This window comes from Virgibacillus sp. W0181 (genome assembly GCF_051846915.1).
Taxonomy (GTDB): domain Bacteria; phylum Bacillota; class Bacilli; order Bacillales; family Amphibacillaceae; genus JBPYCR01.
Genome location: NZ_JBPYCR010000007.1, coordinates 1 through 25,950, shown reverse-complemented (window position 1 = coordinate 25,950; position 25,950 = coordinate 1). Strand labels below are relative to the sequence as shown.

Sequence of the window (25,950 nt, the reverse complement as noted above, 5' to 3'; positions counted from 1 at the left end):
CTCACTTATTTTCATTTCAAAGATGCACAAGTCTCCTCATTATCCAACTATAAGGAGCACTAATTTCCATTTAAAAGGGACTTAATTTCTTGTTTCAAAGAAATGTCCTCTATATGCTCAATAAAATCTTTCGGATAATATAACTTATGATCTGTACGGGTTTTTCCGGTAATAGCATCAACAATCGTCGAATGCTCGGAAAGCTCCTTTAATTCCCCATTTGGCATTTGTAGAAAAATAGGTACACGCGCTTCCTCTCCAGCCCGGTACACATCATACGGTAAATCCGATGAAGAATCATTGACTAAATAATAATTCGGATCAATATCCGCTTCTTTAAATAAGTGTTTTAATCTTTCCCATCTTTTCTGCTGACCTGGAGGGAATTCAATGTATTTAAATAAACGCCGATTCATAAATCGTTCGCATAAATCGCTTAAAATAAAATCTTCTTCTTCCTGCCACTCATGAAAATAAGAATAGACGAAAGCTTCATCCAATTTTAAGTAATCCTTCAAACAAACATTTCCGGTAAAAAAAGATAATAAATGCACAGGTGTTTGTTTAAAGTGATACCCATTTGCGTATAAATGTTTTGCTCGATGAAATATTTTTGTTAAAATCACTTCCGCACTTCGTGTTACAGGATGAAAATATACTTGCCAGTACATTTGATACCGTGACATAATATAATCTTCCACTGCGTGCATACCCGTTGATTTGATGACAACTTGATCCTCAACCGGACGCATCACTCGAAGAATTCTTTCCATATCAAAATGCCCATAACTTACCCCTGTATAATATGCATCACGCTGAAGGTAATCCATCCGATCCGCATCTATTTGACTTGATATAAGACTAACCACCAGTTTATCTTTATATGTTTTTTCAATAACGGCAGCTACCTTTTCCGGGAAGCCTTCCTCCACTCGACTTAAAATTTGATTAACACTCGTGTCTCCGAGTATAATCTCCCTCGTATATACTTCGTGATCCAACTGAAATACCTTTTCAAAGGAATGAGAAAAAGGACCATGACCTAAATCATGCAACAATGCAGCACTTAAAGCCAACAGACGTTCCTCTTTGTTCCATTTCGGATTGTTTTCAATTTTTTGGATCATACGACGTACAATTTCATAAACGCCGAGCGAATGATTAAAACGACTATGTTCCGCACCATGAAACGTTAGATAAGTTGTTCCAAGCTGTTTAATTCTACGGAGCCGTTGAAACTCGGGAGTAGCAATCAAATCCCAAATAACCCGATCTTTCACACGTACATAACGGTGAACCGTATCTTTAAATACTTTTTCTTCTTCCATTTGTTCATTTTTATAGTTCATCGTATTCAGCCCGTTTCTTTTTATCCCTTTTGGATTTATTATATAATAGATATGCTTAGTAACAAAGGAATGCGTTTTCAAAGGAGATAACCGTGGAAAAATTGAAAATGATAATGAATCAATCAACAATTCGCTATTTTGATCATACAAAGTTAAATACATTTTACCGTAAACCTTATAGTGCTTTAACTTCTTTTGCGATTGATGATGCGCTAGCGCTATCCGTCGGTTCTCGTCAATCACCACCTATCATTCGGTTATGGGCTCATCCGAAAACGGTCGTTCTTGGCATACCAGACGCTCGCCTGCCTTATATAGATGAGGGAATCCGTTATTTACGCTCGAATGGTTTTCAGGTAGTCATCCGTAATTCAGGGGGATTAGCGGTCGCACTCGATGAAGGGGTCTTGAATGTGTCACTTATATTGCCTGATGTTAAAGCCATCTCCATTCATAATGGGTATGATGCAATGTATCAGTTTATTCAATCGCTATTCCGTGATTTAACGGATGAAATAAAGGCATACGAAATAGTCGGCTCGTACTGTCCTGGCGATTATGATTTAAGCATTGACGGAGTTAAGTTTGCCGGGATCTCTCAGCGACGAGTAAAAAACGGCGTCGCGATTCAGGTCTACTTAGATATCGAAGGAAATAGCCATGAACGCGCGCGGAATATTAAATCATTCTATACGATTGGCCGTAAAGGAGAACAAACAACATTTACATATCCAACAGTCAACCCGCTCAAAATGGGCTCTTTATCTACATTACTAGGTAAAAAACTTACAGTGAAAAATGTGCAATCTTGTTTCTATTCCACGATGAAAATTTTAGATAAATCACTTGTTCATACGTCACTTACTGCTTCTGAACAAGAACAATTTCACAAACGCTACGAACAGATGGTGAAGCGGAATGAAAAGATTGCAAGCATCATTTAAAATAAGGTCTACGTGAACAAAGTAGCTCGTAAAGTGATATATCACATCCTGAGGCAACCGCTTGAGACAACCGGAGGCAGTGTAAATCATTCAAGTCCGGATTCGCTGCTCACAAATGGACAATAACGGGCATTTGTGGCAGCGCGGAACGGAAGTGCAAACATCTTTTGCATGTTCAACCAATAAAGCATGAAATTCATTGTGTACGGTGGCATCCTTAGGAAGTTGTCGCTCAACGTCCATTCGAAAAGTGTCATACTGTTTGGGCATATCAAAGCCAAGCCGTTCAAATATCCTTCGTGCATAGGCGTCTACGATAAATACAGGAATACCAAATACGTATAATAATAAGACGTCCGCTGTCTCTTTCCCAATACCATTTATCGCAAGCAGTTCTTCTCTTAGCAGCTGACGGTCTCTTTTTTTCACTTCTGCTACACTAAAATGATACCTTTTATACCAGACCATAAAATTTTTGATTCGTTTTGCTTTCATATTATAAAACCCGGAAGGACGAATCAACCGGGCAAGTTCCTCCATAGGAAGCCTGTCAATTTGTACAGGCGTCAAATAAGGGCGTAAACGAGTCATTGCCCTTTCCACTTGAAGCCATTTTGTGTTTTGGACAAGAATGGCTCCCATCATTATTTCAAAATCGGATGATGCCGGCCACCACCCTTGAGGCCCGTAAGCATTAAATAGATATGTATAAATATCATAAGCATTTTTATTCATATGCGTATGCTCATCTCCATCAAACAAACGGTATTTCATTTCCAGCAATTTCCCGCATCCAAAGAATGATTTCATCGCTATACATCAGCTATTCTGCCTGTGCTGCGGTAATGATCGCCAACTTATATACATCCTCTTTATTGCAACCTCTGGACAAGTCGTTCACCGGTCGATTCAAACCTTGTAAAATCGGACCAACAGCTTCAAATCCCCCCAAACGCTGAGCGATTTTATAACCGATATTTCCTGCATCCAAATTCGGAAAAATAAATACGTTCGCATCCCCTTTAATCGGTGAAGCAGGCGCTTTTTTAGCTGCAACACTTGGTACAAATGCCGCATCAAATTGAAATTCTCCATCAATCAATATATCCGGATTCGCTTCTTTGGCTAATTGTAAAGCGTTTGTTACTTTTTTTGTTTCTTCCGATTTGGCCGATCCTTTAGTTGAGAAACTGAGCATGGCCACACGCGGATCGATCCCAAAAATCCGAGCAGTCTCTGCGCTCGCGCCGGCAATTTCCGCTAAATCCTCACTTGATGGGGCAATATTAATGGCACAGTCTGCAAAAACATATGTTTCCTCCCCTCGTATCATCATAAATAGACCGGAAGTTTTATTAATTCCCGACTTTGTTTTAATAATTTGCAATGCGGGTCGTACTGTTTCGGTCGTTGAGTGCACTGCCCCGCTCACTAAACCATCTGCTTTATGTAAATAGACGAGCATCGTGCCGAAGTAGTTCCCATCCATCAACATACTTAGTGCCTGATCTTTTGTCACTTTACCTTTGCGTCGTTCTACAAACGCATCGACCATTGTATCGAATAAATCATAGTTGGCTGGATCGATCACGTCGCATGAAGCAATATCTACATCGAGTTCACGAGCCTTTTCGTTAATTTTTTTCTTATTACCTAGCAAAACAGGTGTTAAAATGTTTTCTTCGCTTAATTTGCTTGCCGCACATAATATCCGGTCATCCAACGCCTCCGGAAACACAATCCTTTTCTTTGTATGCTGTAATCTAGATTTTATTTGTGCAAAAAACTCCGCCATGAATTTACCTCCATTGATGTGCAAGAGATGTTTCAACCTTCTCCTTGCATTTAACTATTAATATTATTATAGCAATCACATGTTTCCTTGTTAAGTTATTCAAAAAGACACCCGGATCAGGAAATTTAATCGGTATCTACTCTATCATTATATACCTTTACTTTATGACAACTTCTTGTATAAAAGGTTACAGGTTGCTTAATTGTGTTATATTAAAAAAAGAGGTCATTTTTGATAAAGGAGAGGTCTTAATGGTTGAAGCAGTAAAAACATTTGATGGTTGGTATTGTTTACACGATATGCGTACGATGGATTGGACGGCTTGGAAACTAGCATCAGAATCCGAACGGCATGCAGCTAGAATGGAATTTCAGCAGATGCTTGAGAAATGGGAACAGGTTGAAGCAGCAAACAAAGGCAGCCACGCTCATTATAAAATAATAGGACAAAAGGCAGATTTAATGTTTATCTTTCTCCGTCCTACGGTAGACGAACTATCGGATTTAGAAACCGAATTTAACAAAACATTGCTCGCTGACTTTCTAATCCCAGCACATTCTTATTTATCCGTCGTTGAAATATCCAGATATCAACCGGAAAAAGAAGGCGTTGACTATGAAAATCTTCCAAGAATTCAAGAACGTCTTTATCCAATCTTGCCGAAGTGGGATTACATTTCATTTTATCCGATGAATCGTCGCCGACAAGCGGATGAAAACTGGTATACATTGGAAAAGAATGTTCGTGGAAAATTATTGTACGAGCATAGTAAAACAGGACGACAATATGCAGGTAAAATAAAACAGATCATAACCGGGTCCATTGGGTTTGATGACTGGGAATGGGGCGTAACGTTGTTTGCCCATGATGTGTTAGAATTGAAAAAAATTGTGTATGAAATGCGATTCGATGAAGTAAGCTCCCGTTATGGTGAGTTCGGTTACTTTTTTATTGGTAACAAAATAGAAAAAGAAGAATTTGCCGCTTATTTGCACGTATAAAAAAGAATACTTCTATTAAAAACACTTTCACGACGAAAGTGTTTTTTGTATGTTTTCATTACCATCCACTTTTCCCGAGGATAGAAAACGTATACCCCTCACCTACTTAACTTATTTTAATCAGACTACTAACGGATAGTATATTTCTAACTGTACTTAAAATCCGATAAATGTAAAACCATCCTTCATTAAATACTTGCCTGTTTTTTTCCATTCCTCTGTCATCATTCCATCAATCATTGCATATATTTGAGTAGTTGACCTATTCTATCGCTTTTCTATATCCCAGTGGTTATGGAGCAAGAAAAGAGGGTAGCCGGCTTGCGCGCTGAGTCATTGGGGTGAACATTTTCATCCCGCAACAAACTTGCTTTGGTTTTTTATTTCCAAAGGAGGATGTCTAGCCAAATTGGTTGGGCAATGGAACACACTGGAAGTTTTAAAGCATATTGTTTCTGTTCAGCGTCTCTGTCCGAATGTCCTGTTTTTTACTAGCTGGACTGTATATACCATTATCTAGGAGGTTTACAAATGAGTGAGAATCAAAATCAGTCTTTTAGCGGCCCTTATCAACAAGCGCATCCATATTATTACCAACCACAGGCATCACCGGCCTACTACCCAATGTATACGCGGCAACAACCAGTTTCACCAACGCAAACCGGCTTTAATGTCCAAGGTATGCTCCCGCCACAGCAATCATACATTGAAAATATTTTACGATTGAATAAAGGAAAACACGTAACCGTATACATGAGCTTTGATGAAAGCAGTGAATGGAACAGCCGAATTTTTAAAGGGATTATTGAGGCCGCTGGCAGGGATCATATCATATTAAGTGATCCGGAAACAAACAAGCGCTATTTGTTGCTAATGGTTTATCTCGATTATGTCACTTTTGATGAGGAAATAAATTACTCGTATCCATACGGAAGTTCTCCGGATCTTGCAAATCAATCACCAAGGTAACAGAAAACGGTGAAGCGGCGATTAAGATAAGGATGATGCTTACAAAGAACCCGGAATGCGGGGCGACCTTTGTTTCGTATCATCCTTTCTCTGTTTAAGGAGGCAATCAAATGAACCACCCCTATGAAAAACTTATTCGTATTGTCTTAATCTCCATATTCTTTTCCTTAATTTTCGGTGTAGTTGCGATAATTAAAGGATATCTCCTGCTTATCTTTTTGGGCTTGTATTTATTAATGGTAAGTCTACTGTTTGAAGCAATTATTTTGTATACGACCTTTCGCAGAGCGGAAGCAAGTTTACAATTTTTACGTGCTATTATGCTGTTTCTTTTTATAACTTATCTTTTTCTAAACCTTTAATAAACGCAGATTTACAAATATTTAACGATAGCATAACCAAATAAAATCCATCCAATTAAAAATAGAACACCGCCGAATGGGGTAATCATTGCAAGCCATTTCACACCTGTTGTGGAATAAATGTACAAGCTTCCAGAAAATAAAATGATTCCAAATAGGAACATCCAACCGGCCCAATATATGCCGCTCCCTTGTATTTTGGAAATAATGAGCCCGGTTATGAGCAGCGCCACTGTATGAAACATTTGATATAAAACCGCTTTTTCCCACGTGCTTATCGCCTTTTCCGTAATCTTACCTTCAAGACCGTGCGCTCCGAAGGCTCCAAGGGCGACTGCGATAAATCCATTAATAACTCCTGCTAATAAAAAAAGCTTCATTTCAAAAACTCCTTCTTTTTTCTCGAAGACGGTTACAGATCATATATTTTCTTCACACCATATCTAGTGTTGAGTGTGCACTTCTGTTTTTTAAAAGTTCATTTGTTCAAAAATCGAAAATGGAGTCTCCACTCGGGGGGAGGTCTTTACTTTCCAGCATGTTTTTCTCTTTATCTGAAAAGGAGGAATGTGATTTTGTACGCATTGTTTGCCCTATAGATGGAGCACTATCTTTAGACGTGTTATTGTCCAAAAACAATTCACACAACACATGTATATTGGAGATATGCCTGCGTAAGTCTGTCGGCTGCTGTAACTTTTCATTCGCTTGTGTAAGTTCTTTTTGTATTTTTTTCAAAATAGCATCTTCAGAGACAGCGATCGTCATCACCCCTTTACATCATTTGTCCTGTATAACATTATATCGAATTAAAAAACCATACAAAAGCAATATGAGGGTAATTTCTTCTATGATAGTGACCAATGAGTGAACATGAAGGTCAGGCTATCCAGTCAAATCTCATTCCAATTAAAAAAGCCTTGGACATCCAAGACTGGCTCTTACGATTCTTCCTTCATACACTTTTCCATACATATCAATTTTTTCACTTCTAGTTTCATATTAATACCACATTTTTGTTACCGGATTTTTATAAGTCATTCAAGCTTTATAAAGATTATTTCATACGTTAGTTATAAATCAAACAACTTTCTGATCGCACGGATCATTTATTTCTTCTAAATAACGCCCATTAATCCATTGTAAAAATTGTTCTTCTCTTTCATCCAAATGTCTGTTTAATTGTAATTCAAATATTTTAAAATCAGTAAACATGTCCATACACCATTTCTCCTTAAGATAGGATGATAACTTATCTGATAATTAAGTATATTATATCGATAGTTGTATGGAAATGCAAGTATATTTATTGAATTTACTGATAATTATTGGAAGAAAATTCGACAAGGCGTTTATTTCACACCTTGTCGAATGATTAACTATTTATTTTACTGCTTTAATGGATTCGTTAATAATGTTGATCATGTCATCCATTTGTTCTTCATTAATAATAAACGGTGGAGCGAATGCAAGTGTATCTTGCCCTTCATATACTATTGAACGACAAATTGCTCCTCTATCCAATGCTTCCGCAACAACTTTTGCTCCAATAGATTCTCCGTCTTTTGCTTCAATTTTGATTGCACCTAGTAGACCTATACCACGAACTTCTGTTACAACATCATCGTTTTGTTCTTTAATCCAGTTGAATCCTTCAAGCATTTTTTCACCCATTTTATTTACATTATCAATTAAGTTTTCATTTTTGATAATTTCGAGGTTTTTCATAGCAACTACTGCTGCAACTGGATGACCACTGTACGTGTAGCCGTGATAGAAGTTACCGTTTGTTTTCTCTTTTAGTTCGTTATGAATTTTATCTGAAAGGATCATGCCACCAAGAGCTGCATAACCACTTGTAACACCTTTTGCCATTGTAATAATGTCAGGAGTTACTCCAAAATGTTCCATACCGAAGTTTTTACCAGTACGACCGAATCCACAAATAACTTCATCTGCAATGAATAGGATGTCGTTTTCATCACAAATTTTGCGAACTTCCTGGAAGTATCCTTCTGGCGGCATGTTAACTCCACCTGAACCTTGGATAGGCTCGGAAATAAATGCAGCAATTGTGTCTGCACCTTCTTTTTCAATAAGTTCTTTTAAAGCTTCTACAGAGCTTTCTACATGCAAGAAATCCGGTGCAAGTGATGTTGTAAAGTCACGGAATGGTTTAATTCCTGTTGCACTTGTTGCACCCATTGCTACCCCGTGGTATGAAAGACTTCTTGAGACTATTTTGTTTTTCTGCGGCTGTCCTTTAACTTTCCAGTAGTGACGTACTGTTTTAAATGCTGTGTCATTTGATTCTGAACCACCTGAAGTAAAGAATGTTGCATTCATACCCTCTGGTGCCCACTTAGCAATTTCTTTACCAAGACGGATTACTGGCTCATGGCTCCATCCACTGAAAGTAGAAGTAAAAGCAAGCTTAGTAATTTGTTCTTTTGCAACTTCACCAATATCTTCTCTGCCATGACCAATGTTTACGTTCCATAGAGAAGATAAAGTGTCCATTAACTTCTTACCTTCTACAGTTTTTAAATAAATGCCTTCACCTTCTGTAAAAACGAAAGCTGGGCCTTCTTCTTCCAATTGCTTCATATTTGTACTTGGGTGAATAAAGTGCTTCTTATCCAGCTCCACCAATTCTTCTTTTAAACTTTTGTTTGTTACTGTTGACATGTTTTTCTCCTCCTTAAGTATTGCACAATTTTTATGCGCAATCTCATTGTCGATTGTCGGCTAAATATTGCCGTTATTTTCAAATCTGCAATTAGCCTTCCCTAAGTGGTTGTTTTCATTAATTGAATTTATCACTTATTTACTAAGATTGGAAGGCTAAGCAAAATTGATTGAAATACTATTCTATTACAATTGTAACGCTTGTAATTAGTAAATTCAATTCCTTTTCACTATTTCCACTAAATACTTTACAAGTGATTGAATATTTACTGGCGATTAGCGATTTTCAGCAGGATAAGCTTATATTTTATATTTATCTTTATTTATGCTTCCGTCCACATATTGACCCCTATATAAATGGAAACTTTCTTTTTTTATTTGCCGTACTGTTTTTGAGCTTATTGACATATTTCATTCGTTTCCGTCAACACTGACGCTTGTCATGAGCTCTTTTAATTAAAGCTTAAACTGAACTACTTTTGGTTCTGTCATTTCCTGAATGGCAAATTTAATACCTTCACGTCCAAGACCGGAACCTTTTACACCGCCAAACGGCATTCCATCAATCCGGTAGTCACTGCTGTCATTAACCATAATTCCTCCAACGTCTAGCTGCTGAATTGCTGCAAATGCATGATCAATATTTTTGGTGAAAATACCTGCCTGCAATCCATAGTTAACATTATTGGAACGTTCAATAGCTTCATCCAAATCTTCTACAGTGTACAACAAAACAACTGGGCCAAAAATTTCTTCATGTGCTATTTGGCAGTTGGATGGAACATTTGTTAGAACGGTTGGATGATAAAAAGCTCCCTCGCGCTTTCCGCCAGTTAATAGCGTTGCACCTTTGTCTACAGCTTCTTGCACCCATTCTTCGATTCGAATGGCTTCTTTTTCACTGATTAACGGCCCCATATCTGTAGAGGCATCTTTTTTGTTACCAACTTTAATTTGTTTTGTTTTGGCGACGAATTCATCTTTGAATTGTTCATATACTGATTCCTGTATATAAACTCTTTGAACACCGATACAATTCTGTCCGACTGCGCCAAACGATCCAGAAACAGAAGACTCCACTGCATCTGCCAAGTCAGCATCTTTTAGCACGATAACAGGAGAGTTGGATCCAAGCTCCATACCTACTTTTTTCACGCCTGCTTTACGAGCAATCTCTTCTCCTGTTTCCAAGCCACCGGTAAATGAAACCATACGAATCGCAGGGTGTGTAACAAGTGTATCGCCAATTTCACCTCCACTGCCTGTAATGACAGAGAGCACCTTATCCGGTAATCCGGCTTCTTCAAAAGCTTCTGCAAGCAATAGTGCACTAAGTGGTGTCATTGTTGCGGGTTTAACTATAATGGCATTCCCGGATGCGATGGCTGGACCAACTTTATGAGCAACCAAATTCAATGGATCATTAAACGGTGTAATAGCAGCTACAATGCCGATCGGAAAACGATAGTAGTAACCGACACGATTTTCACTACCTTGCATTTGATCGAAAGGTATCGTCTCACCGTTAATTCTTCTTGCTTCCTCAGCAGAGATTCTTATTGTTTGTGTTGCTCTAGCCGCCTCGCCCCGTGCTTCATTAATCGTTTTACTTCCTTCACTAGCAATCATTTGTGCGAACTTTTCTTTATTTTCCTCGATGTAATCAGCCACTCTATTCAAGATAGCAATCCGCTCATGAACCGGCATTTTTGCAGCTACAGCTGCCCCTTCCTTCGCCTGTTCAATGGCATAGAGGGCATCGTCTACATTGGCACGAGGCACTGTTGTAATAAGCGTTCCATCTTGGGGGTCATGAACTTCCATTGTCTTTTCGCGGTCAACCCATTTACCGCCTATTAACATCTTCTTACCAGTTACCTTTGTCATCATTAACATCACACACCTTTCTTTAAAATGCTTGGTTTTCATGGTGTTGATCATCTACGTTGTAATTTGTCTAAATAGGCTGTTGACCATCACGGACAACTTAACGTATGTCGATTATCCCATATCAACATGCCTTAATGAACATCGATGACAAATATCATAACTGAGTGCACTATCTAGCGCGCTCAGCTTGATCGCAAGTGTCCTAACTCAATTCTTATTTTGCCTGATGAGCGGTCAACTTTTCAAATGCATATAATGCAATGGCTGTATCTTGTGCCCCTGTTCCCGTCAAATCGGCAATCGTTATTGCATCATCATCCATTCTTCCAGATGTTTTGCCTGCTGTTAATTGACCAAGTTCGATAATGTTTTCCTCGGGTGCAATCAAACCTTCTTCCACAGCTGAGCGCAATTCACCGAGCGCGATGCATTGTGCCTTCACATCGCAAACAAACAAGTCTGCTTTCGTTAGGATCTCTGCTTCTAGTTCTTGCTTCTGCTTAGCATCAGAGCCCATCGCTGTAATGTGCAGGCCTGGGTGGAGCCATTCGGCTTTTATTACTGGTTCTTTTGCTGGCGTTGTTGTAATAACGATTTCGCTGTTACGAACAACCTGTTCCGGACTGTTGGCAATTTCAACAGTTATATCAAGTGCTTCTTCCAGTTCTTCTTTAAATTCAAGTACTCTTTTTTCCGTTGGTCCATATACGATCACATGATTGAAATCTCTTACTTGACGTAAAGCTTTCAGCTGGTATCTCGCTTGTGCTCCCGCCCCAATTACTCCCGCTGTTCGAATCGTTTCTTTAGCCATATATTTAGCCGCTACAGCTCCAGCTGCTGCCGTTCGAACATCGGTTAAATAACCATTGTCTTGAAGTAATGCTTTCGGTTGTCCCGTTTTTGCGCTAATTAACAGCATTAAACCACTTGCGCTTGGAAGGCCTAGTTCGTAGTTGTTGAAAAATCCCGAAGCAACCTTCAAAGCAAACATGTCATGTCCCGGAATATAAGCTGTTTTGACGTCTACTTCTCCATTATTCTCCGGAATATTCACGTGGATGATTGGTGGCATCTCCACTTCTTTCGTTTCTAAATCCGTGAATGCTCCTTCGACCACTTTAATTGCTTCTTGATTGATGTCTACATATTTTCTAATTTCTTCTTCATTAAAAATTAACATGTGTCCCAACCACCTCTTTTACCGTATTTCCTGAGCGATATCTTGATCTTCCTTTACGATTAACTCTCTTGGGAAATTTGTTAGCAATTCAACACCTGTTTCCGTAACTCGGAATGATTCACTTATTTCAATGCCATAATCATCAAACCATAAACCTGGGATGAGGTGGAATGTCATATTTGGCTTCAAGACTGTTTTATCTCCGCTACGGATACTTGCCGTATGCTCGCCCCAATCCGGTGGGTAGTTGAGCCCCATTGAATATCCGAGTCGTGATTCTTTGACAATCCCATGTTTGGCAATGACGTTGCGCCATGCTTCTTCAATGTCTTCACATAATGCACCCGGTTTTACGACATCAAGTGCAGCATTCAAGCCTTCCACGACAATATTCCCTACATCGTACGCTTGTTCACTAGGCTTTCCGAGTGACACTGTACGTGCCATCGGAGCGTGATAGCGGTTATAACATCCGGCAATTTCAATAATCGTCATTTCCCCGTTTTTAAACGGTTTATCTGTCCAGGTTAAGTGGGGAGTTGACGTATTTTCACCTGTTGGCAACAACGGGACAATCGACGGATAATCACCACCAAATTCTTTTGTTCCTGCAATTAAGTCATGGTAGATAATAGCTGCAGCGTCACATTGTCTCGTTCCTGATTGAATCGCATTTGTCGCTGTAGCCATACCTTTTTCTACAATTCTTGCTGCTTTTTTAATAAATTCTATTTCGCTGTCCGATTTGATAATGCGAACATAGTTTACGAGTAAACTTGCATCTATAAATTTCGCATTTGGCATGCTAGATCTTAATTTTTCATAGGCCAATGCTGTGAAATAATACGATTCCATTTCAATACCTATATTTCTTTTTGTTTGTCCGATCTGGGTTAAAATATCCCCTACAAATTCCATTGGATGCTTTATTTCCGATTGGACATAATCATCCGGATACGGAATAATATTCATATGGTCCAACCAAGTAGTTGCCTTGGCACCATTTGCATCCTGAAATCGTCCAATCCAAAGAGGTTGCTCTTCATCAATAATTACTACGAGCATTTGATCAACATAAAATGACCAGCCATCATATCCTGATAAATAGTTCATGTTCGCCGGATTCGTTATGAGCAGTACGTCAATACCAGCTTGCTCCATGCGTTTTTTTGTCTTTGCAAGTCTTTCTTTATACTCATTATGGCTAAATAACACGGCCATTCCTCCTCTTCTTCCTAGGGCGGGGCCCTCTTTATCTTTTAAGGGATTAACCCTTCCTGCATAGTTATCCAAAGTATAAATATGCTGTCAATCTATTATACCGCTTCCAGACTTGTTACAGCAATCGCAACTTTGTATGAACTTTCCGTTAACGTTTTTATACAAATTGTATGATACAGATTCTTTTTATTTGTAAAACATAAAAAACCAGTACGGATTCATCCATTCTGGTTTTATTTTCCTCTTATTCTTTTAATACCCCAGTTAACCATACTTTTACACTTATATTTAATAAAAAAACATCATCGGGGTTCATTAATGATAAGTTTGTCAGGCTTTCAATCTTCCTTAGACGGTATAATAAAGATTGTCGATGCAAATTTAGTACTCGTGCAGCTTGGCTTACATTCCCATTTTGATTATCATAGGCAATAAATGTTTCGATTAAATCCATTTCCCGTTTTTTATCATATTCGATCAGCGGAGCAATCGTCGCTAACGTGATATCTCGAATTTCTGGATCTGCGGCAAGATTCAACAATAGGCGGCTCAACTGCGTATCTTCAAAATTAACACGCTGACCGGGTCCTTTTTGCTGGCGTCCCATATCCAGTGCCGATTTTGCCTTTTTATAGCTTTCATGAAACTGCAACACGCCATCGCCATGTTTACCAATCCCCCAGGAAAAGCTCGCACCGGGCATAAGCGCATTCAATCGCTTCTCGACAAGATCCAAAAAGTGGTTTGCAGTTACTTGATCCTCGTCTTTTGATTCCAGAAAAATAATTAATTGGTCTTCATCAAATGTAAATGCAGCTTGTTTTTGTACAACCCGAGCGGCATAGCGGATTTCTTCTTCAATATAATAAACGATACTTTTTAATCCAAAATCGCTGTTCTCATACCGGTCTTCCGATAAGGAATCAACATTTTCGGAAAATCCAATAATACAAACATAAGGAAGATTCAGATCATAGCCAAACAATTTAGCTCGGGCATAAATCCCTTCATCAATTTCCATTTTACCGTTTTTGGCAAGACTCCAAATAAATTCATTACGCAATCGAATTTCCGTTTTAACTATAGCATCTTCGCGTGATATCCACAGCGCCACTGCTGCTGACAAATTTTCGAGGGTATGAAGAACACTTTTCGTTATGCGGGCGTCTTTTGGAAACAGAACGAGAAAGCTTCCTTGAGCCATCTTACCTTGGCCTGCGGAAATTTCCTTTTTCAGTAAACACCTTCCATTATAGTTCACCTTCCGAATGTGGCGTGCTAATGATTCATCCATTTGTATTGCTTTATTTTGATCCAGTTCCTCCCATAGTTGGACCATTTCTTCCGGATTAGCTTGCCCAGATTTCACTCTCCCTTTACTATCTGTAAATACAATTCTCCAACCGAGCTTGTTTTCTACATATTTAATGATGTCGGCTAAATCTTCGCCCTGAATGACAAAGTCAATCAATTGCTTTTGGATGTTTCTTGACCGTTCGGAAACATCTTCCTGCCACTCATTAATTTTATTCATCGCTTCTCGTTGAATGTCAGCAAACCGGAGTTCCCAGGGAAGTTCTAGTAAAATAAAGCCCTTCTCTTCTGCAAAGTTGATTACGTCTTCAGGGATATCAAATATGTATCTTCCAGTAGCAATTCCTAAGGCAGATGCTCCTGATTCATATACATCCTGCACAAAATCCAGAAGCAGATCAGGATTTTGTGCGCATTCCATACCTGTAGTCAGAATGAATTCATTTTCCCGGACAAAATTTTCAACCGGACCTTCAATCGATGAAACCCACTCGACGGAAAATTGATCCAACAAGTCTTTTCCTGTCTTTATTTGTGCGGTATCGAAAATGGGTAGTTCCATAATTTCCCGGACCACTATAGCCATTACTATCCCTCCCTTATTTATTTTTTTCTCAGGAGCAATTACCAGCGGATAACGGGATTATTCAACTGGTTATAAAGTACGTCAGAAACAACGGATGTATTGACATTATTGCCTGTAACGATTGTAGCTATATGTTGTGCATTAATATTGCATTTATTACTTAGCATGGCAGCAACGCCTGCAGCTGCAGCCCCTTCAACAACCATTCGATGCTGATCAAGTATAAATGCCATTCCAGCAGCAATTTCTGCTTCGGAAACATGAATCATCTCATCAATCAGGTCTCTTACTAGTGAGAAGGTGTATTCATTATTTAACCCAATACCCCCAAGCAGACTATCTGCCAACGTATCTGATTCTGGTAAAATAACTGGCTTTCCTGCCTTCAAGCTCTCTGCCATGACGGCTGACTTTTCCATGGAAACACCGATTAGTTTAACATCCGGATTATACGCTTTTAGGGCGAGACCAATTCCGGCGAAAAGGCCACCTCCTGATAAGGGGATAATCGCCGCATCGATAGCTGGCACCTTTTCAATCAGTTCAATACCTATTGTTCCTTGACCAGCGATTACGAATGGATCATCAAAAGGTTTAATAATTGTAAGTTTTTCTGTTTTTTCAAGCTTTTGACAATATTTTTCTGCCTCATCCTGACTTTCTCCGACCTTAACTACCTCTGCTTCCAGCTGCTCTATAGCGTGAACTTTCGCATCGGGAACGCGATTTGATATGCAAATAACAGCACGTATTCCTAACTGCTTTGCTACATATGCTACTGCAAGTCCATGGTTACCGGTTGAAAAAGTTGTTACGCCATGCGCCTTTTCTTCATCGGTTAAGCTACTCATTTTATTTGCTGCTCCTCTTACTTTAAAAGCACCAATTTCATGTAAGTTTTCCAGTTTTAAATAAACCGATGCATCCATTTTCTCTTTCAATATGGATGATTGGATGAGTGGTGTTTCTTTTACGATCGGCTTAATCCGGCTTTTAGCTTCCCATATTTCTTGCATCGTTACACCATTCTTGGCACTCCTTGAACACATGGACAACACTCCTTTTCCGATTTTTTAAAGTTATTACATGAATTAAACGATTTTTTTATTTCCATTTTACCAGTGATTACCACTTGGCGAAAGAAAGATTGATCATTATTGTTGTCATTCGTGTAGTTGTATGAAAATGAGCATATTTTACAGCAATACGGGGTGGGGATCGTTACATAGCAATGTTTATTTTATTACGAGTTCACCTGCAATGCCCGGATGTGTCATTTCAAATGGATCCAAAATTTGCTGCAAGGCTGTCTCTGATAAGATGTTTTTATTTAAGCAAATTTCCCGTACCGATTTTCCGGTTTCCAACGCTTCTTTTGCAATTTGTGTAGCTGCTTCATAGCCGATATGCGGATTCAGCGCAGTAATGATGCCAATACTTCCTTCTACATTACTTTTGCACATTTCAGCATTCGCTGTGATCCCCTCAATGCAAAATTCCCGGAATGACGTTAAGACTCGGTCCATCATTCTTAGTGATTGAAGTAAGTTATAGATTAATACTGGTTCCATCACGTTCAATTCAAATTGACCTGCTTCAGATGCCATGGCGATTGTCTGGTCATTACCCACTACTTGAAAAGCGACTTGATTTACCACTTCACACATAACAGGATTTACTTTCCCGGGCATAATAGAGGATCCTGGCTGACGTGCTGGCAAACTTATTTCGGCAAATCCTGCTCTTGGGCCTGAAGCCATTAGACGCAAATCGTTGGCAACTTTCGACATATTAAGCATGCAAATCTTTAGCGCAGCCGATACTTCCGTATAAGCATCTGTATTTTGTGTAGCATCTACAAGATGACTTGCATTGCGCAATGGCATACCACTAAGTTGACGCAATTCCCGGACAACAATTTCCATGTATGCCGGATCAGCATTTAACCCTGTTCCAACGGCGGTTGCACCTAAGTTAATATCATACAAATTTTCGTGGACATTGCTAATTCTTTTTCGATCACGTGCAAGTGCACGTGCATATGCTTCAAATTCTTGTCCTAGCCGGATCGGTACAGCATCTTGCAAATGTGTTCGTCCCATTTTGATGATTGCATCAAATTCTTTCGCTTTTTTGTGAAAGGCTTCTTCCAACTTTTCCAGTGTCATTTCCAGCTTTTCCGTCAAGGAAATTGCAGCTAGATGGATCGCTGTAGGAAATGCATCATTCGTCGACTGGGCCATATTTACGTGGTTGTTCGGACTCAATATATGATAATCACCTTTATTTTTATCAAGTATTTCCAATGCGCGGTTCGCTATTACTTCATTTGCATTCATATTAATCGAAGTTCCTGCGCCACCTTGGATCGGATCAACGATAAACTGGTCATGGAGCTTGCCTTCAACAACTTCAGTTGCAGCAGAAACAATCGCGTTTCCTAAAGTGCGATCAAGCTGCCCTACTTCCATGTTGGCTAGTGCTGCTGCCTTTTTAACAAGCGCTAAGCCAACGATCAATTCCTCGTCAATCGCATTGCCCGTTATGGTGAAATTTTCTTTTGCACGGCATGTCTGTATTCCATAATATGCATCTTGAGGCACATTTTTAACTCCGAGTAAATCCGTTTCTACTCTGCTGTTGTGATTAGTCATGTGATTACTTCCCCCAGTTTTTTTACCGCATAACTTAGAGAGCCCTTCAATTAGGACTCGTTTAATCAAGCATGTGGATTGAATTGTGTTATTCTATTTCATAATTTGTAAAAAGCAGTGAAGTTTCCTGCAATGTGTTTAAATAATGAGAACTTCATCCGCTCTAAATAATTTGTTAAAACTTTATACGTATGAATTTAATTATTTATTTTTTTAGAAAAGTCATTTTAAAATAAATGCCTTTCTGGAAAGGTAAGTTAACGCGTATTAATTTAGCGTGTTTTTCTAAGACTCATCGACGGTTATAAGAAACCTGTCTTACTGTAACGACTGCGAAATCTCTCTACGTTGAATACGCCTTAGTTTGTGAACTAAATACAAAATACAACAAGTTAAAAAAGAACCACCGATGAGTAGTCGCTTTCAACTTAAGCATATCAGCCGCCCCGACGGATTGCAATCACTTTTGTCAAGTATAGTCTTGGATGAAAGCTGTTCAACAACGCACAGAACCAAGAACAATAACTTTATCATCTTTATGCTGGATTTCTTACACGGGAACAGAACATTTATTCTGTTTCATTCATTGAAAACAGCCCATGTATTTACAAAAAATTCCCATATAATATACTTGAAAATACGTGTTTTTTTCCACAAATGAGTTTATAATCGATTAGAGGTTATGATAAAACTTTTAAATATTTAACCTGTAAAGATTTTAGACATCATGGAGGTACTTACACATGCTAAAAAATGACTTCAATCATTATAATTTGAAAGATCACTTAACATTCATTATCCCATCATTAATCGGGATATTTTTCTTCATGATGCCTGTCCCTGCTGATAAAGGTTTTACAATTCCGATCGCTATTTTAGCAGATTGGGTTCAGGTCAAACTAGCTAATCAACTTTCTTTGATCATGATGATCATTATTGTTGTTACTGCTATCGTTACTGTTTTATTCCGATTAATCGGACGGGAGCGCTTTTCTCGCACTCCTTTCTTCCAGCAATTGTTTCATGTCAGTTTATTTTGGACGATAACGAGAGTACTTGCCGCCATTTTTGCAGTAATGGTCTATTTCCAACTTGGACCGGAAGCAATTCATGGTGAAAATACCGGACAAATGCTTTTAGATGGATTGTTGCACACGTTGTTTGCAGTGTTTTTATTTGCCGGCTTGTTTCTGCCATTATTAATGGACTTTGGTCTGCTCGAATTATTCGGAACGTTAATGACTAAAATAATGCGTCCATTATTTCGACTACCTGGGCGTTCATCCATTGATGCCCTTGCATCGTGGGTTGGCGATGGTACAATCGGGGTCCTCTTGACTAGTAAGCAATATGAAGATGGATACTATACAAAACGGGAAGCTGTTGTTATTGGAACGACCTTTTCTGTCGTTTCAATTACATTTACATTGGTTGTTATTTCTGAAGTGAATTTGGGACATTTGTTTGTTCCGTTTTATTTAACGGTGATGATCGCTGGCGTGGTTGCTGCACTTATTATGCCACGCATTCCTCCACTCTCTCGGATGGCGGATACGTATAAACACGGTACAGGCAAAGAGGTAGAAACGATTCCTTCGGGCTATAATGCGTTGACTTTCGGATATAAAAAGTCATTGGAACGGGCAAAAAAAGACACAAATGCATTTGGTATTATTAAATCCGGAGCACAAAATGTGCTCGATATGTGGATGGGCGTTGCTCCTGTTGTCATGGGATTCGGTCTGATTGCGCTTGTTTTAGCCGAATATACCCCTTTATTTCAATTTCTTGGTTTGCCATTTGTTCCACTACTTGAGTTGATGCAAGTCCCTAATGCTAATGAAGCATCTGAAACCATACTGATCGGTTTTGCCGATATGTTTTTACCCGCCATTATCGGATCATCCATTGAAGCGGAGATTACGCGATTTATTATAGCAGTTTTATCAGTTACCCAGTTGATTTATATGTCCGAAGTAGGTGGTGTTTTGCTAGGTTCCAGAGTGCCTGTAACTTTTAAGGATTTATTGATTATCTTTCTTTTGCGAACGATCATTACCCTTCCGATCATTGTTATGATTGCCCACATTATTTTTTAAATAGTGGCTAGCAGCGTTTTTCTATTTAATGTATCAAAGCTTGCATCCATTGTCTTTAAGAAAAGCGCAAGCGCCCTGCCTAGAAACGTAGCGAGTGGACCAAAGCAACTGAGATAAAGAAATCACGATGAGCACCGCGAATCGATGATGACTTTCACCCAAGGGCATAAGGGCGACTAAGCCTCTGGCTAAAGCCATCGGCAAGTCTTCTTTATCGTAAGGCGCTGTGGGTAGTCGCCTAGTTTCTGGGCGCTGAAGCTAGACAGATATGCGCAAAACTTTATACTTTCTGACCTCTTTTAAGAATCCCCTTTGCCGGATTTACTCTCCGACAACGGGGATTTAATACTTTACTCTTCGGTTATTTTCAATGAGATATTTTGTGGATGTTTATGGTCTGGCTCTTCATCTTCAGAAGCTTTTTTTATAAAGTCTGTATCGTAGCCAAGTTTCGTTGCCAACTCCCGCTTAAATTCATAAAAGCTTTTTCCTTTTTTTTCGCCAATATGAAATATACCTGTTTGGTCATTTTGGACAAGTTCTACGATTTTTTCCGTTAAATCATTAACCGGTGTGAATGTACGAATTAAATCGTCCCGATACGATACTACCTTATTGTCTTTCAGGCGCATCACCATATCATTTGTAGGGCTATCCCACATTCCAACTCGATTTTTTCCGTATATCGGCCCTGTACGCAGAATAGCATAATTGGATATTTCATTATCTATTAATCGTTCCGCCTTTACTTTTGCGTTCGCATATTCACTAAGAAAGTGGTCATCCGGAAAAGTCGAGATTGGATCATTCACTTGATACGGACCGTTTCCTTCTGCAAAAACGAGATCCGAAGAAATATAAATGAATTTTGTTTCCGGTGTCAGATGTGTAATAACATGCATCAATCCTTGATCTGTCAGCTGATGCTCACCGACACCTGCCATTACAGACCATACAACTACATCCGGGTTTTCCCTTTTATAGAAATTAGAAAATGATTCCGGATCATTGATATCAAGCTTAATCAGTCGATCATGTTTATTTTGTCCTTCATTTTCTAAATACGTACCAACTGTTTGAATTGATCTATTTTCACTTAATCGTTCATATACAGATTCTCCGACGTAGCCACTGGCTCCAAAAATACATACTTTCATGTTCTCTCGACTCCTTTCGTATAGATAATATTTCTCTTATTAAGCTGTTTTCCTTTTTTGATTCCACGTGTTTTTTAAGATGGTAGTTTTCCCTTCAATAATCGGCTGCCAAATTCCGATCATTAATTTGCTTGAAAGAAAAATCATTATTGCAGTGGTAATAATGAGAAGGCCTGCAAAATCGATTACATTATTCACTTCAAAAAAATTGTTTTGCCGGAAATATTGAATAAAGAAACCGTGCAACAAATAAATATATAATGTTCGTGTACCAAGGTCCGTCATAATAAATCTTCTTTTCGGTACCCAAGCAAGTACACAGAGCGCCATGACCGACGATGTTGCATATACGAGCATTCGAGCTGGTGCTCCGAGTGTAGGAAGCCCTAAATCAATATATGACTTTGAGGCGAGCAACCATCCTGAGTTAATTTCCGGTGCGAAATAGATTACGAGAGCAACTCCTACAAGAATCACGAGAGAGACTATCTTAAAAGATTTATTTTTTAACATCATTACATGTTCTTTCTTCAGCCAATAACCTAGTAAGAAATATGGGAAAAATACGAATGTTCGCGATAAGCTGAATGAGTGGCCAATTTCCCCAATGTAGCCAATCGTTAATCCAATCAATACCGCCAGGCCAATCCCGGTCGTAGCTGGCATTTTCTTAAACATTATCAACAATGCATGCCAGCAGAACAGACTGATCAAAAACCATAGCGACCAATGAGGATGAAAAATACTTGCCGACCACGTTTCTTTTCCAATATAAAAATAAAAAGCCGTATAAACAAGCTGAAAAATAATATAAGGGAAAAGCAGCTTTTTTGCCAACATCCATACATAGTTCTTGTTCCCGATTCCTTTCGCAAAAAAACCCGCAATAAAAATAAAAGCCGGCATATGAAATGTATAAATCCAAGTATATAACGTATTAATTGCGTGTGAACCGTCAGTAAATGGTTGAATAACGTGACCAAACACAACTAAAAATATCAATATAACTTTCGCATTATCAAAGTACGCTTCCCTTTCCATGACATGCCCACCTTTTCCCGAATTTTCATAAATAAGACAAATAAGCATGCAGTTACTGTAATTACTTGCTTATCACACTCCATTATATGAGTGCTATACCCTAAATTAAACATGTAATAGCCCCATTCAAAACGATTTAATCGCAATGTTATTGAACTGTAATTAGCACGAAAAAATGAGATATAACTGCAATGGAATATTTTAGGGATAGGTGATTTTGATGGATGAACCACGATGCTTGAAGGGTGACGCGGAATACTTGATTTTGCACACAGCTGGCGCTGCGTGCAAAATAGCTCATTCGTTATTTGGCAACCTTTTTCTGAGCTGCTGTTGTTTTTTTTCGTTTTGTTTTCGGCTTATCCTGCTTCGCTTTATCCAACGAAGCTTGCAATGCGTCCATTAGATTCGTAACATTGTCTGGTTTTGCTTTCTCTTTTCCAGCAACCGTCTGTTCGTTGTTTTTCTTTTCTTCAATAAGTTGAAGCAAAGACGTCCGATATTCATCAGTATATTTTTCCGGTTCAAACGAAGTTGTTAATTGATCTATTAACATTTTAGCGGTATCCAATTCTTTTTTTGCAACTTCCTTTTGTTCGGGTACATTCGGCACATCCTGGACGGCTCGTACTTCATCGGGATAGTGAATCGTTTCGACGACAATGGTATTACTATAAATGCGTATTACAGCGAGCTGTTCCTTGGAACGAATCATCATTTTTGCAATCCCGATTTTGCCCGTTTCCTCCAATGCCGCTCGAAGTAAGCTATATGCTTTACTTCCGCTTTCATCTGGAGATAAGTAATAACTTTTTTCAAAATAAATTGGATCAATCTCTTCCAGCTTTACAAAATCAACAATTTCCACCGCTTTATCTTCTTGTTCTTTTTTTAATGCTTTTAATTCTTCCTCATCCAGTACTACAAACTTATTTTTCGCATATTCATATGCTTTTACAATTTCTTCTTCCTCTATATCACGGTCACAAACCGGGCAGACCTTTTCATATTTTATTGGTGATTGGCACTCCTTGTGCAGCTGTCTCAAGCGCACATCTTTGTTTTCAGTTGCCGCATGCATCTTTACCGGAATATTTACGAGACCGAAGCTAATTGTTCCTTTCCACGTCGTGTGCATAAATAACACTCCTTTTTTTCTAGTTTTCCGGTTCCAATATTTTTTATCCAATATCGTGTATTTTAACCAGTTTTGAGGCACGTTAATAGGGAGGTGGATAAGATTTGAAGACAATGCAACCAATTGGAAGTATAGAAGTTCCTAACAGCGATGAATTTAACTATGAAGTGAAATACGACGGCTATCGCGCACTGCTTTTCATTACTCAAGCAAACGTTCAATTAACGAGCAGAAACAATAAAGACTTAAGTCTTTCATTCCCGGAAATAATCAAGGTGGGAAAAAGTATACAAGCAATGGCAGCAGAAATACTGCCACTACAACTGGACGGAGAAATTGTCATTTTAAACAATCACTATCAGTCAAATTTCACCCTGCTGCAAAAACGGGGCAGATTAAAAAACAAAACTACTATTCGGAAAACAGCAGAAGAAAGACCAGCAACCTTCATGGCTTTTGATCTATTACAATTTCAAGGAAATAACATTAGAAAATGGGCATTTATTAAAAGAAAGCAAAAGCTAGCCGAGATTCTTCATGCTGACTTCTTCCCCCATAAACGAATCCAATTTGTTGCATCTCATCCGCATGTTGATTCCCTCCAAAAAACAGTATTTTCCTACAAGGCGGAAGGTATCGTTGCAAAACGAACTAAAAGCAAGTACACAAACGGAAAATCTCATCATGATTGGTATAAGCAAAAGAACTGGCGCACCATTCGTTGTTTTCTCACTGCATATGATCCGAAAAATGATTATTTCATTGCTGCTATTTATAACGAAGGCAAAATACAAACAATCGGGAAATGTAAAAACGGGCTTGAAAAAGATGACTTCCACATTTTGAAACAGCTATTTTTAAATGAGGGAACGAAAACAGGAAATGTATACACACTTCCACCAGCGATATGTGCATCAATCCACACCCTTGACTTACATAAAAGCGAATTACGTGAGCCACAATTCTGTGCGTTATTACCAAGCGAATTACCTAAAAATTGCACGAAGGAAAGGCTCACGTTGGATTTGGCGATGCTTCCAGAAGCAGTGGAAGTTACCAATAAGGAAAAAGTTTTCTGGCCAAAAACAGGTGCAACAAAAGGAGATTTGCTCGTTTACATGCGTGAAGTGAGCCCCTATATCCTGCCATTTTTGCAAGAACGAGCTTTAACAGTGATCCGTTCTCCGGATGGGGTGGAAGAACAATCCTTTTTTCAAAAAAGCTTACCTGACTATGCACCGAATTTTATACGAAGCGTGCCAGTTAAGGAAAAAAGGCTGATCGTATGTGACTCTCTGGATGCGCTTATTTGGTTTGCCAATCATGGCTCCATCGAATATCATATCCCATTTCAATTGATTCACGACCCATATCCAACGGAAATTGTCTTTGATCTTGATCCGCCAAGCCGAAAGCAATTTGGACTTGCTATTCGAGCAGCGTTATTGATCAAACGTTTGCTTGACGATCTAGAACTTGTAGCCTTTATAAAAACTTCCGGAAATAAAGGGCTGCAAATCCATATCCCGATTCCAAAAGAAAGTTTGTCGTATAACGAAACAGCAATACTAACCGAAGCTATAGCAAAGACAGTTGAACAAGAGGAGCCATCCATGTTTACAACAGAGCGTTTAAAGAAAAATCGAAAAAACCGAATATATATTGATTATGTTCAGCACGGAAAGGACAAAACAATTATCGCTCCTTATTCACCACGAATGACGACCGAAGCGACAGTCGCCACGCCGTTATTTTGGAACGAAGTGCATGATGATTTGTCTCCGGATATGTTTACAATTACAAATGTCGTACAACGTATACGCCAACTAGGCTGTCCATTTGACGGCTTCTTCACTTGCGGGGAAAAGCAACAAATGAAGCATATCGTTCAACTCGTTAAACACTAATTCCAAAATTCCTGCAGCAATTTTATTGTGCATCCTTTTTTATTCTATAGTGCTGCTATCAGCCCGTACTCTCTTTAATTGTAAGAGACAATATAAAGAAAAGCGCAAGCGCCCTACCTAGAAACGTAGCGACTACGCCAGACGGGAGCTGGTGGTTCGATGTCGCCACGCAAAGTGGCGGTTTTAATCGAACATTCCCATATACCCTAAGATAAAGGAATCATGCCCCTGCAAAAGGGGTATGCCAACGTTGGCGCGGGAGGGCGTATTTAGTTGGCCCTCATTTACCTGTGCGAATCGATGATGACTTTCACCCAAGGGCATAAGGGCGACTATGCCTCTGTCTAAAGCCATCGGCAAGTCTTCTTTATCGCAAGGCGCAGCAGGAAGTCGGCTAGTTTCTGGGCGCTTAAGCTAGACAGCTATGCGTAAAAATTTATACTCCCTCTATATACTAACTTGTTCGCCTGTTTTCTTTGTTTTTCTTAGAGTTTCATTTTATTTATGATTTATCAATAACATTTCAAATGGTATAGGAACGAAATTTAATGTAGAAGGGTGCACTTAATAAGCCATCCTTCTCTTTTTGAAAAAAATGGATATTAGTTGTTATAATCGCACCTTTCATTCCCACAATACTCATGGCGACAAA

General features: G+C 38.9%; 22 protein-coding genes. 6 read left to right on the top strand and 16 right to left on the bottom strand.

Annotated elements, in window-relative coordinates:
- Positions 1-59: 59 nt before the first annotated feature.
- Complete coding sequence (locus tag ACLIBG_RS04585) at positions 60-1,349, bottom strand: HD domain-containing protein (RefSeq protein ID WP_439311546.1); 1,290 nt, start codon at positions 1,347-1,349, stop codon at positions 60-62.
- Between the two features lie 92 nt (positions 1,350-1,441).
- Between ACLIBG_RS04585 and ACLIBG_RS04580 the strand changes: the two genes are divergently transcribed.
- Entirely contained in the window at positions 1,442-2,293 is an 852-nt protein-coding gene (locus tag ACLIBG_RS04580) for a lipoate--protein ligase family protein (protein ID WP_439311545.1), read from the top strand.
- Between the two features lie 90 nt (positions 2,294-2,383).
- Here the strand turns inward: ACLIBG_RS04580 and ACLIBG_RS04575 are convergent, their stop codons facing one another.
- Together ACLIBG_RS04575 and pta are read right to left on the bottom strand one after the other, a co-directional pair.
- A complete protein-coding gene (locus ACLIBG_RS04575; RefSeq protein ID WP_439311636.1) occupies positions 2,384-3,067 on the bottom strand; it encodes an endonuclease III domain-containing protein in 684 nt (227 codons plus the stop codon).
- A gap of 49 nt (positions 3,068-3,116) precedes the next feature.
- The gene (pta, locus tag ACLIBG_RS04570) at positions 3,117-4,088 is read right to left on the bottom strand and encodes a phosphate acetyltransferase (protein ID WP_439311544.1); all 972 of its coding nucleotides are present in this window, start codon (positions 4,086-4,088) and stop codon (positions 3,117-3,119) included.
- A 251-nt stretch (positions 4,089-4,339) separates the two neighbouring features.
- Here pta and hemQ point away from each other — a divergent pair, with 251 nt between their 5' ends.
- From hemQ to ACLIBG_RS04555, 3 genes are all read left to right on the top strand, one after another.
- The gene (hemQ, locus tag ACLIBG_RS04565; RefSeq protein ID WP_439311543.1) at positions 4,340-5,089 is read left to right on the top strand and encodes a hydrogen peroxide-dependent heme synthase; all 750 of its coding nucleotides are present in this window, start codon (positions 4,340-4,342) and stop codon (positions 5,087-5,089) included.
- Positions 5,090-5,620: 531 nt separating this feature from the next.
- Entirely contained in the window at positions 5,621-6,058 is a 438-nt protein-coding gene (gene gerQ, locus ACLIBG_RS04560) for a spore coat protein GerQ (RefSeq protein ID WP_439311542.1), read from the top strand.
- 110 nt (positions 6,059-6,168) lie between these two features.
- Entirely contained in the window at positions 6,169-6,420 is a 252-nt protein-coding gene (locus ACLIBG_RS04555) for a hypothetical protein (protein WP_439311541.1), read from the top strand.
- 11 nt (positions 6,421-6,431) lie between these two features.
- Here ACLIBG_RS04555 and ACLIBG_RS04550 read toward each other — a convergent pair whose 3' ends face one another.
- The 10 genes from ACLIBG_RS04550 to aspA all read right to left on the bottom strand — a co-directional run bounded on the left by ACLIBG_RS04550 (position 6,432) and on the right by aspA (position 17,956).
- Positions 6,432-6,800 carry a DUF423 domain-containing protein gene (locus tag ACLIBG_RS04550; protein WP_439311540.1) on the bottom strand — a complete coding sequence of 123 codons (369 nt, stop codon included), beginning with the start codon at positions 6,798-6,800 and terminating at the stop codon, positions 6,432-6,434.
- Between the two features lie 106 nt (positions 6,801-6,906).
- Entirely contained in the window at positions 6,907-7,188 is a 282-nt protein-coding gene (locus ACLIBG_RS04545; RefSeq protein ID WP_439311539.1) for a DUF5327 family protein, read from the bottom strand.
- A gap of 312 nt (positions 7,189-7,500) precedes the next feature.
- Positions 7,501-7,641, bottom strand: coding sequence for a hypothetical protein (locus ACLIBG_RS04540; protein ID WP_439311538.1), 141 nt, complete (start codon positions 7,639-7,641; stop codon positions 7,501-7,503).
- Between the two features lie 162 nt (positions 7,642-7,803).
- Positions 7,804-9,108: an aminotransferase family protein gene (locus tag ACLIBG_RS04535; protein WP_439311537.1), complete on the bottom strand. Its 1,305-nt coding sequence runs from the start codon at positions 9,106-9,108 to the stop codon at positions 7,804-7,806.
- Between the two features lie 456 nt (positions 9,109-9,564).
- Positions 9,565-10,998, bottom strand: coding sequence for an aldehyde dehydrogenase family protein (locus ACLIBG_RS04530; protein ID WP_439311536.1), 1,434 nt, complete (start codon positions 10,996-10,998; stop codon positions 9,565-9,567).
- A gap of 214 nt (positions 10,999-11,212) precedes the next feature.
- Entirely contained in the window at positions 11,213-12,181 is a 969-nt protein-coding gene (locus tag ACLIBG_RS04525; protein ID WP_439311535.1) for a cyclodeaminase, read from the bottom strand.
- Positions 12,182-12,199: 18 nt separating this feature from the next.
- Positions 12,200-13,396: a M24 family metallopeptidase gene (locus ACLIBG_RS04520; RefSeq protein WP_439311534.1), complete on the bottom strand. Its 1,197-nt coding sequence runs from the start codon at positions 13,394-13,396 to the stop codon at positions 12,200-12,202.
- A 250-nt stretch (positions 13,397-13,646) separates the two neighbouring features.
- Positions 13,647-15,302 carry a PucR family transcriptional regulator gene (locus tag ACLIBG_RS04515; protein WP_439311533.1) on the bottom strand — a complete coding sequence of 552 codons (1,656 nt, stop codon included), beginning with the start codon at positions 15,300-15,302 and terminating at the stop codon, positions 13,647-13,649.
- A 38-nt stretch (positions 15,303-15,340) separates the two neighbouring features.
- Positions 15,341-16,351, bottom strand: coding sequence for a hydroxyectoine utilization dehydratase EutB (gene eutB / locus ACLIBG_RS04510; RefSeq protein WP_439311532.1), 1,011 nt, complete (start codon positions 16,349-16,351; stop codon positions 15,341-15,343).
- A 186-nt stretch (positions 16,352-16,537) separates the two neighbouring features.
- A complete protein-coding gene (gene aspA, locus ACLIBG_RS04505) occupies positions 16,538-17,956 on the bottom strand; it encodes an aspartate ammonia-lyase (RefSeq protein ID WP_439311531.1) in 1,419 nt (472 codons plus the stop codon).
- Between the two features lie 743 nt (positions 17,957-18,699).
- Between aspA and ACLIBG_RS04500 the strand changes: the two genes are divergently transcribed.
- Positions 18,700-20,055, top strand: coding sequence for a YjiH family protein (locus ACLIBG_RS04500; protein WP_439311530.1), 1,356 nt, complete (start codon positions 18,700-18,702; stop codon positions 20,053-20,055).
- 350 nt (positions 20,056-20,405) lie between these two features.
- Here the strand turns inward: ACLIBG_RS04500 and ACLIBG_RS04495 are convergent, their stop codons facing one another.
- The 3 genes from ACLIBG_RS04495 to ACLIBG_RS04485 all read right to left on the bottom strand — a co-directional run bounded on the left by ACLIBG_RS04495 (position 20,406) and on the right by ACLIBG_RS04485 (position 23,391).
- A complete protein-coding gene (locus ACLIBG_RS04495) occupies positions 20,406-21,212 on the bottom strand; it encodes a sugar nucleotide-binding protein (RefSeq protein ID WP_439311529.1) in 807 nt (268 codons plus the stop codon).
- A gap of 39 nt (positions 21,213-21,251) precedes the next feature.
- Positions 21,252-22,253, bottom strand: a complete 1,002-nt coding sequence (locus ACLIBG_RS04490) for an acyltransferase family protein (protein WP_439311528.1) — start codon at positions 22,251-22,253, stop codon at positions 21,252-21,254.
- Between the two features lie 304 nt (positions 22,254-22,557).
- On the bottom strand, positions 22,558-23,391 hold the full coding sequence (locus ACLIBG_RS04485; protein ID WP_439311527.1) for a non-homologous end joining protein Ku: 834 nt from the start codon (positions 23,389-23,391) through the stop codon (positions 22,558-22,560).
- A gap of 113 nt (positions 23,392-23,504) precedes the next feature.
- Between ACLIBG_RS04485 and ACLIBG_RS04480 the strand changes: the two genes are divergently transcribed.
- On the top strand, positions 23,505-25,298 hold the full coding sequence (locus ACLIBG_RS04480) for a DNA ligase D (protein WP_439311634.1): 1,794 nt from the start codon (positions 23,505-23,507) through the stop codon (positions 25,296-25,298).
- Positions 25,299-25,950: the final 652 nt, after the last annotated feature.